Below are 16,685 nucleotides of genomic sequence, written 5' to 3'. Positions count from 1 at the left end.
TACAATTGCGCTCAAGTATACATATACCTTAGTGCTAGGGGAAGTGTTCGCGGTGTATCACCTTATGCCAAGTTAAAACTCAGCATAAGGAACAATAGGGGTGCCTGGAAACTCAAGTGTTCCGTACACAGGATTAAAGTAGTAACGTATATAAAGCTGACCAAAATTTGGTTCGTAAAAGTCAGAACGATCGATGGCTAAGTAACCACCAAAGAACCAATTCGGCGTTATTCTATACTCAAAACTACCTTCAAGATTATATGAAACACCAGAACTTGTTTCACCTTCAAATACAGGATCAACACCTGTTATTGACTCTCTATCATATGCAGCTATTTGCAAATCGCCATCATTAGGGAAGAAATCAATAGATTGAGTTTTTGTTTGCGAGTACGAAACACCGGTTTTTAATCGATAAACAAAATCATCGCCCCAACGCGCGTCATAAGTGAGTGGCACAGATAAACCTACATAGTTTTGTGGGCTGTAATAACCACCATGGCCCCATGTTTCTTCACTTAAATTATACTTGTATGCCCAATGTAATAAGCTAGCGCCTGCGGTAAATTCACGCTCTTGATTGCTAATTACACGGTAATAAGTACCGCCCATCATACGATAGCGTTGGTTGTCTTTTACATTTTTGCCTTTATATAGGGTAAAGTCGGCGCTTGACCAAAAACCCCATTTTCCGCCTAAGTCGTGTGATACATTAGCAGTTAGGCCTGTAGAGCGTACACCACCCCAAACTTCACCTGTTTTTACATCTTTAAGACCTGCATAAGAAAGTACTGAGCTCGTAACTGGGCGTTTTTCAAGTTCTAGGCTGTATCCAAAATCGCCAAAACTGTCTGCGTAATTTACACCCCATACAATATCTTCAATTAAAAAGCCAAGTGGAGTTGTACCTACATCTACACGCCAGTTTTCGTTTTGCCAACCAATACCTACATCTACACCACTTTCCTCAGGTGTCACTTCATCGATTGAACAAGTGAAAATACATAAAGCACCTTGTCCATAGCGGCTGCCAGCAAATTGCTCATCAAAGCGCGTTGTTTGTGCGCTAATAGTAGTCGGGTCTAGTTTAATAAACCCTTGGCCTTGCCAAAGCGGAAAGTAAGCTTCAATCGGGACTAAGCCCGCACCAAGTGTTGCTTCGCTTTCGGTACTTGTTTGCCCACTAAAGTTAACACCAATAGCAATGTATGCTTGGTTTTTGTTTTGCTCATTTATTAGCTCACGTTTAGCACCGTTTACATACCATTCATCGTTTTCATCTATTTTTGAAAGCGCTCTGTAAAGCTCTTTTTCATTTAATGTACGATTAGGAAATAGGGTTTGCGCGTACCAAGATTGTGCTTGTTCGGTTTCGTTGAATTTGCTGGCTACTTGAGCGCCTAAATAACGTAGTTCTTGATCGTTGGGTGATTTTTCAACAAGTTGCTTAGCTAAGTAAAGTGCATCCCCTGAGTAATTAAACTCATTGAGAGATGACATGATTAGGCGTTGCAAATAACCTTCTTGCGATGTGGTTTGCGTAATCGCTTTTTGCGTAACTTCTTTTGCTTGAAAGTCGTCCCCAAGTTCTATGTATGCATTAGCAATAGCGAGTAGTGCCTGAGGCTCTATGGTTTGTTTATTTTGTACTTTTTGCTGATACAAAATAACGGCCGCTTCGCGCTGTTCAAGTGCTAAATTTGCATTAATAAGGGCAGTAGTTGTTGCTGGAGTATTTTTATATTTTTGATCCAGCTGGTTAAGCTTAGCGATTAAATCACTGCCAGTGTAAAACTGGTTTAGGTAGTTATTTTGTAACTGAACATATTGAGTCGTTTCGTTTTTAGAAGCGCTTTCGGGTAACACGTAACCCTCAAACCAGCGTTTTATTTCAACTTGGTTACCTTGCTCTAGTATCCACTGGCCTTGTAAAAGGTGCCAATAAGGCGACAAAGATGAGTCAGATGAAAGGGCACTTGAAAGTAATTTAATAGCATGTCGTTTTTCATCAATTTTGTACCAACTATTAGAAAGCTCAGCTTGCATTTCAGGTGTTAGCTCTCTCGCTTCTAAGTTACTTAAATGGTAGATAGCGACAGATTTATTTTTTAAATCAAGATATTGCTGACTTTGCGTAAGAGACTCGTTAAGCAACAATTGCTGCTCTAAAGCAATAATATCTGTATCTCGATTTTTAAAAGGAATATATTTAAGTGTATCTAAAGCACCTTCATAATCATTTATAGAGCGCAAAAATAAAGCATGGCTATATCTAATTTGGGGGTTTAGCGGAAATTGCCACAATACATTATTAAATAAATTACGTGCTTGTTGAGTGAGGCCTTTTTGTTGGTATATAAAAGCTAAATCGTAATATAACCAAGGTTGCTCAGGTGAAAGCTCAATAGCTTGCTTAAGTAATTCTTCTGCTTTTTCTAGCTCTCCACCATTAGTATACTGACTTGCTTTATCTCTTAGAGTATTACTGGTAGCTAGTGCATATGAGGGGTAGATTAAATCTCGTTGCTTTGCATTTAATGAATTATAAAAGTTGCGAATTGATTTTTGGTTTTGATCTAGTTGCGCGATATTTAATAAGCCAAGTAAGGCATTTTCATATAAAGGGTTGGTTTTTAGGGCAGCTTGATAGGCGGTAGCAGCTTGTGTGTAATTTCCTTGAGCTACTAATAATAGGCCTTTGTTATAAAGAAAAGCTTCTTGGTCATGATTTAATTGCTCAGCTAGATTTAGTTTTAATTGTGCTGTTTTAAAATCAGATTGCTCTATAGCATCTTCCATTTCAGACATGTACAGCCAAAACTTCGCAACTGTTGCGAGTTCTTTAAGTCCTTCACGCTCATCAAAATTAGGTGTATATTTTTGCGCGGTAAAAAAATAGTAATAAGATTTTTTGTAGTCGCTTTTCGCTAAATACAAATACCCTAAGCTGCGCATAATTTCTTTATCGGTTGGCCGCCCTTTTAAAGCATTTAATAGTAGGGGCTCAGCTTCTTTTAATTTTTTATTATTGAGTAAACGATCACCTTTGAGCCAAAGCTGATACGCAGGATCGGAAAGTAATGCTTGCCTTGCTTTAAAATCTCGTTGGAAATCTTCGTATTGTAACTTACCTTTACTACTAAATGGGTACACAGAGAAGTATCGTTGGTATTGCTCAACTGTATTTTGAGTAAGATCCATGCTCTTAAGAGCTGCAAGCCAAATAAACTCAACTTCATTAATAAAAGAAGGGCTAGTTCCGTAATTACTTAAAATATCTAAAGCTTTATTATTTGCTGGGTTTTTCCTCAGTAAATGGCGAGCATAAGGTATTTCTACTTGAGCGATATTAGAATAGCTTTTTAATAACTTTTCATAGCCTTTTTTAACACTTTTCCATTGGTCGCTGTCTTGCCCATACCAGCTTAAATGCTCAAGCTCGTAATTAAGTGTAGGGTAGGTGTTTTTAAATATTTTATTGTATATTTCACGGGCTTGTTCATAACGTCCAGCTCGAGAAAGTAGCCTAGCTTCATGAATTAAAGATTTATCTTTACCCTCAATACGAGAGAGTATTTTAAGTTTTTCAACACAAGGGGCTTGCTTAGTGAGTCCATTATCTATTTTACTTAGTAATTGGTTGGCTTTCACTGATTCGCCATTGGCAAAATCATAACGCGCTACTGCGCACTGTGTTTCTATGCGGGCAGGGGCAATAGCGACTAGCTTTCGCAAGCTATCTTCAACTAGTTTTTTATTTTGCTGTGCTTCACCAATACCTATTTGGCTTAGTAACCAATCAACAGATTGCGTATCAATATCGTTGACTGTGTTAGCGCTTAATCCAGAGCTAAGCGCTAATGTGCAAGCGAGGGCAAACCTTAACGGCATTCAGTGCTCCATACCGGTTGTAGCGTCCCATCTGCTGTAATTGAAAAACGCTTATTTAAAGCACTTGTACCAAATAAGTTAAGTACGCTGTCGTAATAACGAGTCTGGGTAAATGATTTATCAATCATTAGTTTTTGCTGGATCGCCATTACTGTAGAATTATCGTTATTAGTCGCTAGTAAAGGTAATAGAGCTGAGTTAAAGCCTAGAGGGCCTCTTTTTTCAGATTTTCCTGATTTAGCAAAAGTATTTAAAGGCACGTAACCACGTTTAGTAATTGTTTCTATAAAAGGGTTAAATTGCGCTAATAGCTCTTTTTTATAAGGTGCGTTGTCTGCCATCATACTTGCCCATAAATACACTCTAATAGCGTTGTAACTGCCCAAGTCGCTCGTTTTTTTATCGTAGTAAAAACCGTTATTTGCATCAAACATTACCCAGTCAGGGCTAACACCTTGCTTTGCTGTATCTAAAATCAACGTTGCTGAGCCTTCGTGCAGTTGATGCCAAGGCGAGTGTGGATAAAGCTTTTTAAACTGCTGATAAATAAATAACGGTGAGTAGCTTGGGTTTAACTTAAAACGCTCATTATCAAATTCAAAACCAGTAGGGGCGGGTAGTAATGATAAACCTAGGCCCGATATATAGGCGGTTTCTTCACGCATTATTCGCTGTGCAAGTACGGCTGCTAATATGCTGTAGCGGCGGTCATCCCAAAGAATAGCAGCTTGCGATAAACTGTATGCTATCCATAAGTCAGAATCAGACGCAGGATTTGAATCTAAAATTCCGCCAACATTTTGATTGTTAACACCCCATTGCCATGCTGGTAAACGAGTGCTTAAATCACCTTCTGATAAATGTTCTTGCGTCCAATCCAGGACTAGGTCAAACATTGCTTTATCATTTGCTACGACAGCAAAAAACAAGGCATAAGACTGGCCTTCAGAGGTTGTGATTTTTTGCTCACTCCCCAAATCAATAACGCGACCATCTTGGCTTATAAAGTTACTTTTAAACGTTTGCCATGCATCCCATGGTTGGCATTGCTCTATTTGTGCATTGGCATTAAAGGTAAATAATGCAATCACGGTAAAAAATACATTAATGAGTGACTTCATTACTTATCTCCTTCAGCTAATCGTTTGTATGTTAATGCTTGCAGTAATCGCCATATTATAAATGAGATCAACAGTAGTGTTAAAATAGACAATAGCGCCAGTACAAATGGGTGATCCGATAAATGGAACCAAATTAGGGTATGCACAGGAATATGACCAACAAAATATTGCTCATCAGTTTTAATTGTCTTAATGCCTTGAGAATTTATGACCGCAGCACTGCCTTTAATTTGCGCAAGAGCTTCTGAACTCATTAACGCATCATCTAGTAGAGTAAAGGCTTTTTGTGATGTTGCACTAAGCGATACAATTGAACGCTCTGAATCAAACGGTGATTGAAAGCCAGTAATAACGGCCATATCACCACTACTTTTTATACTTACTTGGACTTTATCTGTTGTCTGCTCATCGTAAGCACCATTGTATATGGCTTGTTTTATAGCGCGCTGATTGTTATCAAGCAGGATATTGGTTTGCGCATCTTCATCTAAGTTATTAGCAATGCTATTAGGTTTTGCGATAACTAAGATATCTTTATCATCTAAGTTGGCATCTTCATTTAAATGAGCAACGCTTATCCTATGAGCTGGGTAGCCTGTAATAGCACCAAAGTGGCCTGTTAAATTAAACAATACAGATAGTGCTTTAGGTGATGGAACTTCATCTATCAATACTAAAGTTTGTTGTAAGTCTGCGTATTTTGTAAATGGGAATCCGCTGTTTGCAAATACATTTAAATCAGGTAAAGCCATGTAATGATCAAACCCACTTACATCAATGTTAGAGTTTCCATCAATTACCCCGTACTCGCCACCAGGTGGAGCAACGGCACATTCGCCTTTTTTAAGTACTGCAAATCTAAAGTCAAAATTTAACTCATTTCGGCTGGCAAGATTAATACCGTCTAATGAAAAGTCTTCAGCGCTTTGCGTTGTGTCTGTATTAGCAATTAAAGGCAGCAACGTTTTAGCGGTAGTTAACGATGTGTCTTTTTTATCAAGTAAAAAACCACTTATAAATTCTTGGTTTATTAGCATGTTTAAACGTGAATTTAAGGTTTCGCTCTCTGGCGTATTACGGTATTGCAAAGTAATAGGAATACCTTTTTCACGCCAAGTAAATAAATCAGGTGCAAAACGAACATTTAATTTTATAGGGCCGTTGTTAAGACCCTCAGCTTGTAACTGAGTTGGGTAGTCAATAAGCTCGTCGAAGTGCACGGGACGATCGTTTCTTAGCCATCTCGGCGCATCATAAGCTTTACGCAGTGGGAGTTTGTTAATAGCTTCGATGCTTGCACTTAGGCCAGTCATAATTTTATGACCAAATACAAGACCAGTGACCGCTGTTTTTAAGTCTTTTTCATCACGCCCCAAAATTAACAGCATTTTATTGTATCTGTGAATAGGGCTTGAAATTAGCTCGACGGTTGGCTTTTCAACATCTGGATAATCTTTTAAAAAATCAGGTTTTGAGTCATTAGTAATAAACACCACACTGTGCTGCTCTGGTGCATTATTTAAAACGACTGGAAAGTTAGCGCCACGCCAGTCAGCTTGTGCGCCAAACCAACTAGATAAAGTGGCTGCAGCTTCGATTGCTTGTGTATTAGGTGTGCTTGCAAATACAAAAGGTAAGTTTAATTTGTTGTAATCTTTAGCATCAAAAAATGGTTCTGGTAAATATTCAAGGCGGCTATCAATTGCTAACTGTTTTTGATCAAGCGTGATGTGGCTTGATTTGTTTATTTCAGTCCAAATTGAGCGGCTAAAGTAATCTTGGCATCGTAAGTCGTAGTAGCCAACTAGTTCAAAGCGAATTTGGTTGTAGTCTTGAATGTATTTAGCATTTAGGTCTAGGCTATGACTTACCGTATTTTTTACAATACTTAATTGCTCATTAATAGGTAAAACAGTAACTAAGTTATCGTTAAAATAAACTTTTAAATGCGATACATTAGCCAGCAATGAAGGTGAGTTGGTGTACGAAAAGTTAAGCTTTAGATTAGTGCTTAATTTATCAATTCTATTTGTGAAATCGACTCGAGAATTATTATTCACGCCGTCGAGTTTATAGTCGTTGAACCCTAACTTTTCAAAGCTAAGACGTAAACTAGAAACCTGAGCGCTCTCAGGGTAGCCATTTACAAACATAGTTTTGTCGTGCATAGGCTCGATAGCGAGCACTTGATATGCGCTACTAATAAGTAACAATGTTAGAAATGTATTAAGTAACTTTTTAATCATAATTATTATGCACTATCGGTTTTTTTGGAGTAAATGAATTTATGTAAATGACAGTATTAGTCATAAACTTAATTATTGGTTGTAACGCTCTTGGGGCATGAAATAATAAATTACTAAAGCCCCGTAAACTGGTTTTTTGCACTTCTTTGAAGCTATACGATGGACGGTCATGTCTAAAGTTATTTTGCCAATCTAGCCAAGCATCTGCTCTGGAGAAAGTACATTGTATAAAAGCTCTTTGCTTTTCGAGAGATAAATCTTTAAGTGTAAGGCCAATTTGTTTTTTACGGGTATTACATACATACGTTGTAAACGAAAATTGCTTGTTACCGCGACTCATCAATAATTCGATTTTATCGTTAACGCGGCATAAATGTGCGTGTTCAGTCTCTATACCTACACCGTTATCTGAATAATCCGTTATTTTTACTTTTAAAGTATGACCATTTGCTAAACGAACGCCGGCAGGAAAGTTTGCCTTTATACGATGCGAGTGCCTCACTTGGCGAGCCTCAGCAGCAACCGCAACCGCTGCACCCAAAATAATAATATTATAAAAAGCCCAACCCATACTTATTATAAGTACGCCAATCTGGCTTGAATCACCTAAAAACAGACGCAATACACCCACTATTATTCCAAGTAAGTTAATAAGTAAGAGAATTAAATACGGTTTAGAAATCCCCCAGTCGTAATGCTCTTCATCATTTAAACCGCCTTTTTCGGTTACGTTAAATTTACCTTTATTAGGATTAAATAAAGCAACGGTAGTTGGTTTTAGTATGTACCAAGCAAGTACTGACTCATACACTTCACCCCAGAAAGAGTAACGGTATTTACCTTGAATACGTGAGTTAGTCGCTTTTATTTGAATTAGTGTCGGTACCACATAGATAAAAATAGCAATAAAAGGAGCATAAATTATGTAGGCATTAAAATATATTAGCGCTAAAGGAGCTGTTAAAAATACAATACGAGGAATACCCGAAAGGAAATGCAACATTGCGTTTATATAGCATAATCGTTGAGGAATGCTTAAACCTTTACCCATCAATGGATTATCAAGCCTAAATATTTGTGCCATACCACGCGCCCAGCGAATACGTTGGCCTATATGCGCTGACAGGCTATCGGTTGCAAGGCCTGCGGCTTGTGGGATGTTTATATATGCAGTTTTATAACCTGCGCGCTGCATACGAAGGGCCGTGTGAGCATCCTCAGTTACTGTTTCAAATGCAAAACCACCAATATTATCAAGCGCTTCTCGTTTTAATACGGCGCAAGAACCACAAAAGAAGGTTGCATCCCACATGTCGTTACCGTCTTGAATTAGTCCATAAAACAACATGTTTTCGTTAGGGATTTGACTGTGGTTATTAAGATTTCGCTCAAATGGATCGGCAGAAAAAAAGTGATGCGGTGTTTGGACCAAACACACTTTACTGTCTTTTAAAAACTGTCCCATTGTCATTTGTAAGAACGAGCGAGCAGGAACGTGGTCACAATCAAAAATTGCGATATATTCGCCATCGGTATAACGCATAGCGCTATTCATATTACCGGCTTTAGCATGATTGTTATCCGAACGCGCTAAATAACCCACTCCAATCTCGGCTGCAAAATCCTTAAACTCTGAGCGCTTACCATCATCTAATATATAAACATTTAGCTTGTCTGCAGGCCAATCGATACTTAAAGCAGCGAGAGTAGTAGGTCTTACAACGCTTAACGGCTCGTTATAAGTTGGAATATATACATCAACAGTTGGCCATAGGTCAGTGTCTTTAGGTAAAGGCACTGGTTTTCGCTCAAGCGGATTAACTGTTTGAAAAAAACCTAAAATCAGTACAAGCCATGCATATGTTTCAGCAAGTAGTAAGCCGCCACCTAGTGCAAGTGCAAGCGGATCATCCCAGTTTAAAGTCTCAGTGTAACGCCACCATAAGTAACGAGAAGAGGTAGTTACTGACAAGGTGATCATGACAATGGTTGCCATTTGGCCTTTTACTCGTTTAAGTGCATACGCAACTAATAAAATAAAGCTTATAAATACGGCTTGAGCTTCCAAGCTAAAAGGAATTGTAATGAATATTGCTAATAAAAATAAAATAAACGCGAGGATGACGTATTTAACTAATTTATTTTGCCATACACGTGCATCAGCCATGGCTTTAAATGCACTTTTTTTAGGGCCTTTTTTGTTTTTTGATAGTAGGCGTTTTAATAATTTACCTAACTTTAAATCAAACCAACGTAATTGCCTTAAAAGATAGCTAACGCCATCGTAAAAATAATTAACTGCATCTTCTTTTACAGATCTCGGTTTAAGCTGGTTTTTAAAAAACACTAAAAAAATACTTTGTATAACAAAGCGTAATATATTTGAGTAAATATAAGTGCGGTAAGGCAACCTTAAATGAGGGTAGTAGTCATAAAGGGTAAACTCAAAGCTAATTTTATGCTGTTTAATATTTATAAATAGCGAGCTTAAAAGTGTAATAAAAGGCATTAAGAAAGCTTCAATTACATTTACTTTATGTTGATTAAAGTAGCTATGAAACTTAAATAAAATATACCGAACTAACTTATCAGTAAATAAAATGCTCAGCAGCAAGTATAAAGTGCTGTGAATAGGGCGCTGATAAAATAGTGTAATACTCATTTTATAAGGCCGCTTTACTAACTAGCCAACCAGCTAGCGTTTCAAAATCATCGTTTGCGACACTATAAGGCGCGCAGTTAAGTGCTACATTTCTGTATGCGGTTGACTCTTTGATTACTTCGTCACTGTTGATAAAAAACGGAGCCATAAGGGGAAGCGTTGATTGCCATAGGGAAAATAAGTCAAATTCTAGCGTTGATGCGGAGTTATAGCGGTTAACTAAAAAATAATGCTTCCAAGTTGTATCTGAATTCTTAAGGTTTTGCAGGCGTCTATAAATTAAGCTGTGACAAATGGCGTCACAATTCACTAGTTCAATAACAATATCGTTTTTTTCTAATGGGTAGTAAGAAAGATTAATATGTGAAGGGCAATCAAAAAGTATCCAAGCTTCATCGCTATAATTTAGATTTTTGCATTTATTGACTATTTTAGTGATGTTATCGGTGCTGGTGTCATCGCTATCACCAAATGGTAAAAATATAATGCCATCGTTATCTTGGTGAAAATGCGCAAGAGCATCTTCAAAGCTAGCTTCATTGCTCCAGCCTTTGGTGTATTTCCAAGGTAAACCAAAATGTAAACCTAAGTCACTTTTTGCATCTAAATCGATAGCAACAACGTCAACGTCAGACTTTTTTAGCACGCATGCAAGATTGGCAACTACAGAAGTACTGCCTAAACCGCCTTTGATACCTTTAATGAAAACTCTTTGCAACGGGGTTACCTATCCTTAGTTTAACTAGTGTATGTGTTTAGTTCGTTGTTTATCTCTTTAAGCAATGCATATTTATTAATTGTATTATTATTTTGCTGCTTGTTTACGATTTCTATGTAGTCATCACTCTTTCCACCAAAACGCAGTGTAAGGTTTTCTATATCACTCGATGTTAACGTTTGTGAGTTTTTAGATGTTAAGTTGTTCATCTTTACCTTTACAGTTACTTTAATTATTTTGATTAAAAGTGGACAATATTTGGCTATTATATATAGAATAACGGTTAAAACTAGTAAAAAAGTATTTTTTATAGGGCATTTTAAGTGCATAACTTTAACATAACGGGATTAGAGCCTGCTGCAAAAGAGTTAAAATCGGCTTCAAGTTATGCTGTTTTAGCGCCTTTAGACAATTTTGCAATCGAATTAGCGTTACATTCAATTAACCAAAGTTTGGCTAATGATATATATATAGTTTCTCAAGAGGCTGAATCATTTTTTGATTCTTCTTTTTCTGCATCGTTAAATTATGCTTATGAACATAATCGAGTACATCCTTTTTCGTTGGCCCCAGAAACACAACACTATTCAATTGAGCGAATCAATTCAGGTATTATAAAAGAGATAAGTGCTTATAAACGTCTAAACGAAGCGCTCATTTTTGTTCATTTTAATACAACACAGTTAAACAGTGTTGGCGAAAAAAGCTTAAAGCTGATGATGAATGAGTACAACGACTTTGTTCGTCGTACCGGAGCTACATTACTATTTTTAATATCTGGGCCTGATATTGCTAACTACCGTTTTTTAGTTAGACGATTAAATAATGTATTTGATGGGCTGGTTTTTGTTGATAATGATTCTGCAATGCGAGTTCTTGAATATGATTATTGGCGCCATAGCACGGGTGTTATTGCTGGTGAACATTACCCGTTATTATTAAGTAATAATCAGTTTGTTGTTCAAAAGGGAATAATAAGCGAGAGCAAAGCACCTAAAAGTTCAGACTTTTCCGATGAAGACGATGTTTGGCTTGTACAAAGTGCGGTGCCCGAAGGTACTAAATTACCAATGCACTATAAAAGTGTAAAAGATAATAATGACTTATTTAATAAAGGCCCAAAGGTAGAAGCAGCCACCTTAATTTTTGCAGTAACGCGTTACACTGATTTAGCGTTATTAGGTAAGCAGTGTTTTGAACTTAGAAAAAACTGTGGGCGCTGGTTAAAGCTTGTTATTCAAAATGTTGATGGTGTTATTCGCCATCAAGATGAATGTTTATTTTTAACATTGGGTGTAAACCTTATTCTATATAGTTTTTCAGAGCCTTCTCGGTTGCTCTCACAAATTCAATCTATTCAAGGTTTTCAGTTTTCTAGGCCTTTACCTCCCTCAGTTGAGGACGTATTGAAATACACCGAAAACACTTTTTCGAAAGGATATTTACCTTTCATTGAGTTTACAAAACAAGTAGAAATTCATAGTGACTCAGCCGTTAATTTAGGTGTGAGTGGTGTGCTAGTAAAGCTTGAATTACTGCCACGAATCGACCCAATACACCCTTTGCATTTATTTCATATTAAACGCGAAGGTGATGTATTTAGTATTGCAGATAATACAGTTTATTTATATTTGCATGCTTGTAGAGAGAATGACGTTGATAATGCGATTAAGCATTTGTTTAAATTAAAAACAAGCGATTTTTTTGTACAGCAAAATGTAATTTCTGATCACTTTTACATTCAACAAGAATGTAAACAATTAAGGCGTTTTTATAAAGGTAAGAGTGTTGTAGATTTCTCGCAAAAACTTGCCGAGAATGATAGCTATAAATTTGCACCTGATATAGCAAACAGCGTTACTGAAAATATTAACACACCTGAATTTTCTAGCAAAAGCCGCCCAGATGCTAAGCCTTTTATAATGAAATTAAGAGACAACTTATGAGTATGAATCAGCTTTTAATTACCGTGTTTCTTGCAATGGTGCTTGGTGCGGTGCTTTGTATGCTAGGCAAATACATTTTATCTCAAATAACAAAATATTATTATAAGCTTACTTTTAAACATGAAGTACTAGAGCCTTATACACCAAATACAGTAAAAAAGGATAAGAAGTGAAATTATCAGGTTTAGGGGTTTGGAACCTTTATTTTTTAGTTAAGTTTGCTCTGTTTTATTATGGTGCAATTGATTTTAACGTATTAACTAATGCGGCTTTTGCTGCGTTGCTTGCGATTAAATTTAAACAGCCATTAATAGAGAAGGCAAAACATATAGTAGGTGCTGTGTTTGCTGTGGTATTACTTTACCAAGACTCATGGTTGCCACCAATAAACAGGTTGACTAAACAAGCGGGTAACGTCCAAGATTTTAGTTTTGGTTATTTTATTGAGTTATTAACCCGTGTTATTAACATTGATATGTTATTGGCTTTGTTCGTAATTAGTGTGTGTTTTTGGTATACATCGCAATGGATACGCTTTACAACAGTCACTATCGTTGGGCTGTTAGTTGTAGGATGGCAAGGGGGTAACTCTCAATCACAATTTGTTAATAATGTGGCTAACCCTGAGCCGGTTACACAGAGTCAAAGTAATCCTCAAACACAAGTGATCACTCAGGCAGCACAATCTCCTGATCAAAAATTAGCTGATTTTTATCAACAACAAAGCTTATTAATGAGTCACTTTCCAAGCCAAGTAAATGGTGAACTGTTTGATGTAATTATTTTGAACATATGCTCAATGGCTGTTGCTGATTTAAATGCTATTGGTGTAAGTGTTACTGATATGTATAAAGACTTTGATGTGGTGTTTTCAGACTTTAACTCGGCTACATCATACAGCGGACCAGCTGCGGTAAGGCTACTGCGCGCTAGTTGTGGCCAAACTAGTCAAACGGCATTATTTAAAGAGGCACCTGAACAATGTCACTTGTTTAAAAACCTAGAAAAACTAGGTTATCAAAATAATGTTGTGATGAATCACGACGGACATTTTGATGAGTTTAAAGGTTTAATAAATAAGTACGGTGGCCTAGATAGCACGCCATTTAATATCGATTCAATGCCAGTGGCGCTTCGAGGTTTTGATAATAGCCCTATTTACTCAGATGAAGCTGTGCTGGATGGTTGGTTAGAGCAAGCTGATGATTGTAAGCCGTGTGCGATGTACTATAACACCACAAGTTTACATGACGGTAATCAGCTAGAGAATCAACCAAGGGTGAATAGTAAAGAGACATACCCAATCAGACATAAAAACTTGTTTGCTGATATTAACCAATTTGTAAAAAAATTAGAAAAGCGTGGTCGCAACGTTATGTTAATGATAGTGCCTGAACACGGCGCTAACTTAAAAGGTGATAAAGTACAATTTGCAGGATTACGTGAAATCCCTAGTCCTGCAATTGTGTCTGTACCTGTAGCGATTAAATTTATAGGCCCAGACGTACAAAACTACTCGCAAATTGTGGTTGATGATTCAACAAGTTACTTTGCGCTTTCAGAGCTGGTAAGTAAGACGCTGCAAACTGATGTGTTTGGTGGGAATAATAGTGTTGCTAATTTACTTGAAAACCTACCTAAAGCACCTAAAGTTGCTGAAAATGAAGGCACAATAATGATGTATGTTAACCAAAGACCATTCATACAATTAGATGGTGGTGATTGGTCAGCTTACCCACAAGGTAAGTAGTCTCATAATAAGATTTAATAAACAGCACTGGTATAGTTAAATATAAATATCAGTGCTGTTTTTCTTCGTTTAATTACATCCCACCCTTTGGCTCTAAAAGCTATTTTGTCCAAAAATGTTTACAATAAACTACCTTCTCAAAGCGACTTAGCGTATTATTCGGCTAATATAGTTTTTCCTTCTTTGAGGATGTATGCGTCTAGATATTCACTGTGCTGATCGAATTGGTATTGCTCAAGAAATCCTTAATATATTAGTTAACTACAGCGTTGATTTGAAAGGAATTGAAGTCGATTCTGTAAATTGTCGTATGTACGTTAGTTTTCCCGAAATTGAATTTGAACAATTCCAAAAAATTATGCCATCGATACGTTTAATCGACGGTGTACATGATGTGCGTACCACTGCATTTTTACCATCTGAGCGTGAACACAACGAATTAAATACTTTACTACGTGCATTGCCTGATGGGGTTATCTCTATTGATGCTAAAGGCTGGGTGCGTTTATGTAACGATGCAGCATGTAAAGACTTACAGCTAATTGAAAAAGACGTGATTGGTGCAAATATTAATAACCTGCTTAAAGGCTTTAACTTTACACGCTGGTTAGAAGGTAAAGAAGTACTCGGACAAACTACTCGCGTTGAAGTTGCTGGTGAGGATTTTATTGCAGACATTTTGCCAATTGCAGTGCCTCAAGGTAGTGAAGGTGATGTGCTTGCTGGTGCGGTTATTAACATTAAATCGCAAAGTCGGTTAGGGCAGCAAGTCAGTGCATTTAGACGTTACGGGCAAGAAAGCTTCGCTACTATTCATAACTTTAGTACGGCAATGCGCCGAGTTGTGCGCGAAGCACGCAAAATGGCGCAACTAGAAGCCCCTATTTTGATTACTGGTGAAACAGGAACAGGTAAAGAGTTATTAGCTAGAGCGTGCCATTACGCATCTAATCGTTCTGTTAAACCTTTTATTGCACTGTCGTGTGCTTCACTTCCTGATGATGTTGCTGAGTCTGAGTTATTTGGTTATGCCGGGTACGAAGAAAATGCAGCGCCAAAGCGCGGTGTATTAGAGCAAGCCGATGGTGGAACTGTATTTTTAGATGAAGTTGGCGAAATGTCGACTCAACTACAAACTAAGTTACTGCGTTTTTTACAAGATGGTACTTTTAGAAAAGTAGGCGATGAGAACGAAGTTAAAGTAAATGTACGTATTGTTGCCGCTACTCAAAAAGACTTACCTGCAATGGTACAAGAAGGGGTTTTTAGAGAAGACTTATATTACCGTATAAACGTGCTTACTTTAGAAATAGCGCCACTAAGAGATAGAAAAGCAGATGTAGGACCACTTGCAGAGCATTTTATTCAAAAATATGCGCAACAAAATGGTCATGCAATTCCTGTTTTATCACAAGAGTGTTTGAGCTTTTTACAAGAGTATCCGTGGCCAGGAAATGTTCGTCAGCTGGAAAATGCTATTTACCGCGCAGTGTCGTTACTAGATGATAGCGAGCTTCGCGTAGAGCATTTACAGTTACCAACTTTTACCCATGATTTAGGGTATTTAGAGTCTGATTTTGAAGGCTCACTAGATCAAGCTGTTAAACGTTTTGAAGCGACTTTACTTCGCAAACTCTACCCAGCTTATCCAAGCTCACGTCAGTTAGCTAAGCGATTGGGCCTAAGTCACACCGCGGTAGCTAATAAGTTACGTGATTACGGTATTAACCGAAAAACAGTAAAAGTGTAATTGGCCTAAATAAATTAAAATATGGGGACTAATTTTTAGTGCCCATATTTTTTGTTACCCCGTCAATTGCAATCGTCTCGATACCTTCTTCGTTAAAGTTCATTACAATGCTGGCGTTATTACGAGTGAAAAAATAGCTACGGCCATTAAGTTCAATAACATAATCGCCTTTTACGGGGTCGCTAAATTGCTGCTTTTTTAAAGTGATCTTATGTTCGCCAATTTGCCATTCAAACTCTTCAATAAATCCATTATTAAATTCTTGCACCCATATTTGGCTGTCATCTTTTGAAAGCGTGATAGCTACCGAGTAAGAGCTAGGGATCTGCTCCATATTGTAACTTTTAGAGCCAATAGTGAATTTTTCAGCTTTTTGCTGCCATTCAAAACCAAATTTAAATTCTTTAACTACACCAGTAGGGTAAGTAACAGAGCCTTTACCCGGTAATGAAAAATCGGCAAAAGCATTATAACTAGGCACTAATAGAGTTAGCGCAGTAATGATTTTTAGTTTTGACTTCATGAGTTATCTTTTTATTGTAATAGTGATTTAAGATTAAAGTAGAATATTCGTCTTCGCAAGGGGCTATGCTACACTCGA

General features: G+C 37.3%; 10 protein-coding genes. 3 read left to right on the top strand and 7 right to left on the bottom strand.

Annotation, left to right across the window (positions count from 1 at the left end):
- Positions 1–72: 72 nt before the first annotated feature.
- Genes I6F44_RS07060 through bcsR form a run of 6 tightly spaced genes read right to left on the bottom strand, consistent with a single transcriptional unit; the run spans position 73 to position 10,847 of the window.
- Complete coding sequence (locus tag I6F44_RS07060) at positions 73–3,891, bottom strand: cellulose synthase subunit BcsC-related outer membrane protein (protein ID WP_197173511.1); 3,819 nt, start codon at positions 3,889–3,891, stop codon at positions 73–75.
- On the bottom strand, positions 3,882–5,012 hold the full coding sequence (gene bcsZ / locus I6F44_RS07055) for a cellulose synthase complex periplasmic endoglucanase BcsZ (RefSeq protein ID WP_197173510.1): 1,131 nt from the start codon (positions 5,010–5,012) through the stop codon (positions 3,882–3,884). The genes I6F44_RS07060 and bcsZ overlap by 10 nt, the downstream gene beginning before the upstream one ends.
- Positions 5,012–7,258, bottom strand: coding sequence for a cellulose biosynthesis cyclic di-GMP-binding regulatory protein BcsB (bcsB, locus tag I6F44_RS07050; protein WP_197173509.1), 2,247 nt, complete (start codon positions 7,256–7,258; stop codon positions 5,012–5,014). The genes bcsZ and bcsB overlap by 1 nt, the downstream gene beginning before the upstream one ends.
- Entirely contained in the window at positions 7,251–9,920 is a 2,670-nt protein-coding gene (bcsA, locus tag I6F44_RS07045) for a UDP-forming cellulose synthase catalytic subunit (protein WP_197173508.1), read from the bottom strand. Before bcsA ends, bcsB begins: the two co-directional genes overlap by 8 nt.
- A gap of 1 nt (position 9,921) precedes the next feature.
- A complete protein-coding gene (gene bcsQ, locus I6F44_RS07040; RefSeq protein WP_121954446.1) occupies positions 9,922–10,638 on the bottom strand; it encodes a cellulose biosynthesis protein BcsQ in 717 nt (238 codons plus the stop codon).
- Positions 10,639–10,658: 20 nt separating this feature from the next.
- Positions 10,659–10,847 (bottom strand): BcsR/BcsP family cellulose biosynthesis protein, encoded by a 189-nt coding sequence (gene bcsR / locus I6F44_RS07035; RefSeq protein WP_007581346.1) that lies wholly within the window; start codon positions 10,845–10,847, stop codon positions 10,659–10,661.
- A gap of 114 nt (positions 10,848–10,961) precedes the next feature.
- Here bcsR and bcsE point away from each other — a divergent pair, with 114 nt between their 5' ends.
- The 3 genes from bcsE (at position 10,962) to tyrR (ending at position 16,084) form a co-directional block, all read left to right on the top strand.
- Positions 10,962–12,584, top strand: coding sequence for a cellulose biosynthesis protein BcsE (bcsE, locus tag I6F44_RS07030; protein WP_121954445.1), 1,623 nt, complete (start codon positions 10,962–10,964; stop codon positions 12,582–12,584).
- A 169-nt stretch (positions 12,585–12,753) separates the two neighbouring features.
- Positions 12,754–14,334, top strand: coding sequence for a cellulose biosynthesis protein BcsG (bcsG, locus tag I6F44_RS07025; RefSeq protein ID WP_121954444.1), 1,581 nt, complete (start codon positions 12,754–12,756; stop codon positions 14,332–14,334).
- Between the two features lie 193 nt (positions 14,335–14,527).
- The gene (gene tyrR / locus I6F44_RS07020; protein WP_010555118.1) at positions 14,528–16,084 is read left to right on the top strand and encodes a transcriptional regulator TyrR; all 1,557 of its coding nucleotides are present in this window, start codon (positions 14,528–14,530) and stop codon (positions 16,082–16,084) included.
- Positions 16,085–16,112: 28 nt separating this feature from the next.
- Here tyrR and I6F44_RS07015 read toward each other — a convergent pair whose 3' ends face one another.
- Entirely contained in the window at positions 16,113–16,607 is a 495-nt protein-coding gene (locus I6F44_RS07015; protein WP_010555117.1) for a hypothetical protein, read from the bottom strand.
- Positions 16,608–16,685 lie beyond the last annotated feature (78 nt).

Origin of the sequence: Pseudoalteromonas sp. NZS11_1 (assembly GCF_015864275.1) — a bacterium.
Taxonomy (GTDB): Bacteria; Pseudomonadota; Gammaproteobacteria; order Enterobacterales; family Alteromonadaceae; genus Pseudoalteromonas; species Pseudoalteromonas arctica.
Note: the sequence above shows the minus strand (reverse complement) of the source record. Positions and strands in the feature narration are given on the sequence as shown.

What these genes read in the sequence shown, in the direction of transcription:
- I6F44_RS07060 (WP_197173511.1), bottom strand. Translation starts at nt 3,891, where the DNA reads ATGCCGTTAAGGTTTGCCCTCGCTTGCACATTAGCGCTTAGCTCTGGA.
- bcsR (WP_007581346.1), bottom strand. Translation starts at nt 10,847, where the DNA reads ATGAACAACTTAACATCTAAAAACTCACAAACGTTAACATCGAGTGAT.
- bcsB (WP_197173509.1), bottom strand. Translation starts at nt 7,258, where the DNA reads ATGATTAAAAAGTTACTTAATACATTTCTAACATTGTTACTTATTAGT.
- I6F44_RS07015 (WP_010555117.1), bottom strand. Translation starts at nt 16,607, where the DNA reads ATGAAGTCAAAACTAAAAATCATTACTGCGCTAACTCTATTAGTGCCT.
- bcsA (WP_197173508.1), bottom strand. Translation starts at nt 9,920, where the DNA reads ATGAGTATTACACTATTTTATCAGCGCCCTATTCACAGCACTTTATAC.
- bcsZ (WP_197173510.1), bottom strand. Translation starts at nt 5,012, where the DNA reads ATGAAGTCACTCATTAATGTATTTTTTACCGTGATTGCATTATTTACC.
- tyrR (WP_010555118.1), top strand. Translation starts at nt 14,528, where the DNA reads ATGCGTCTAGATATTCACTGTGCTGATCGAATTGGTATTGCTCAAGAA.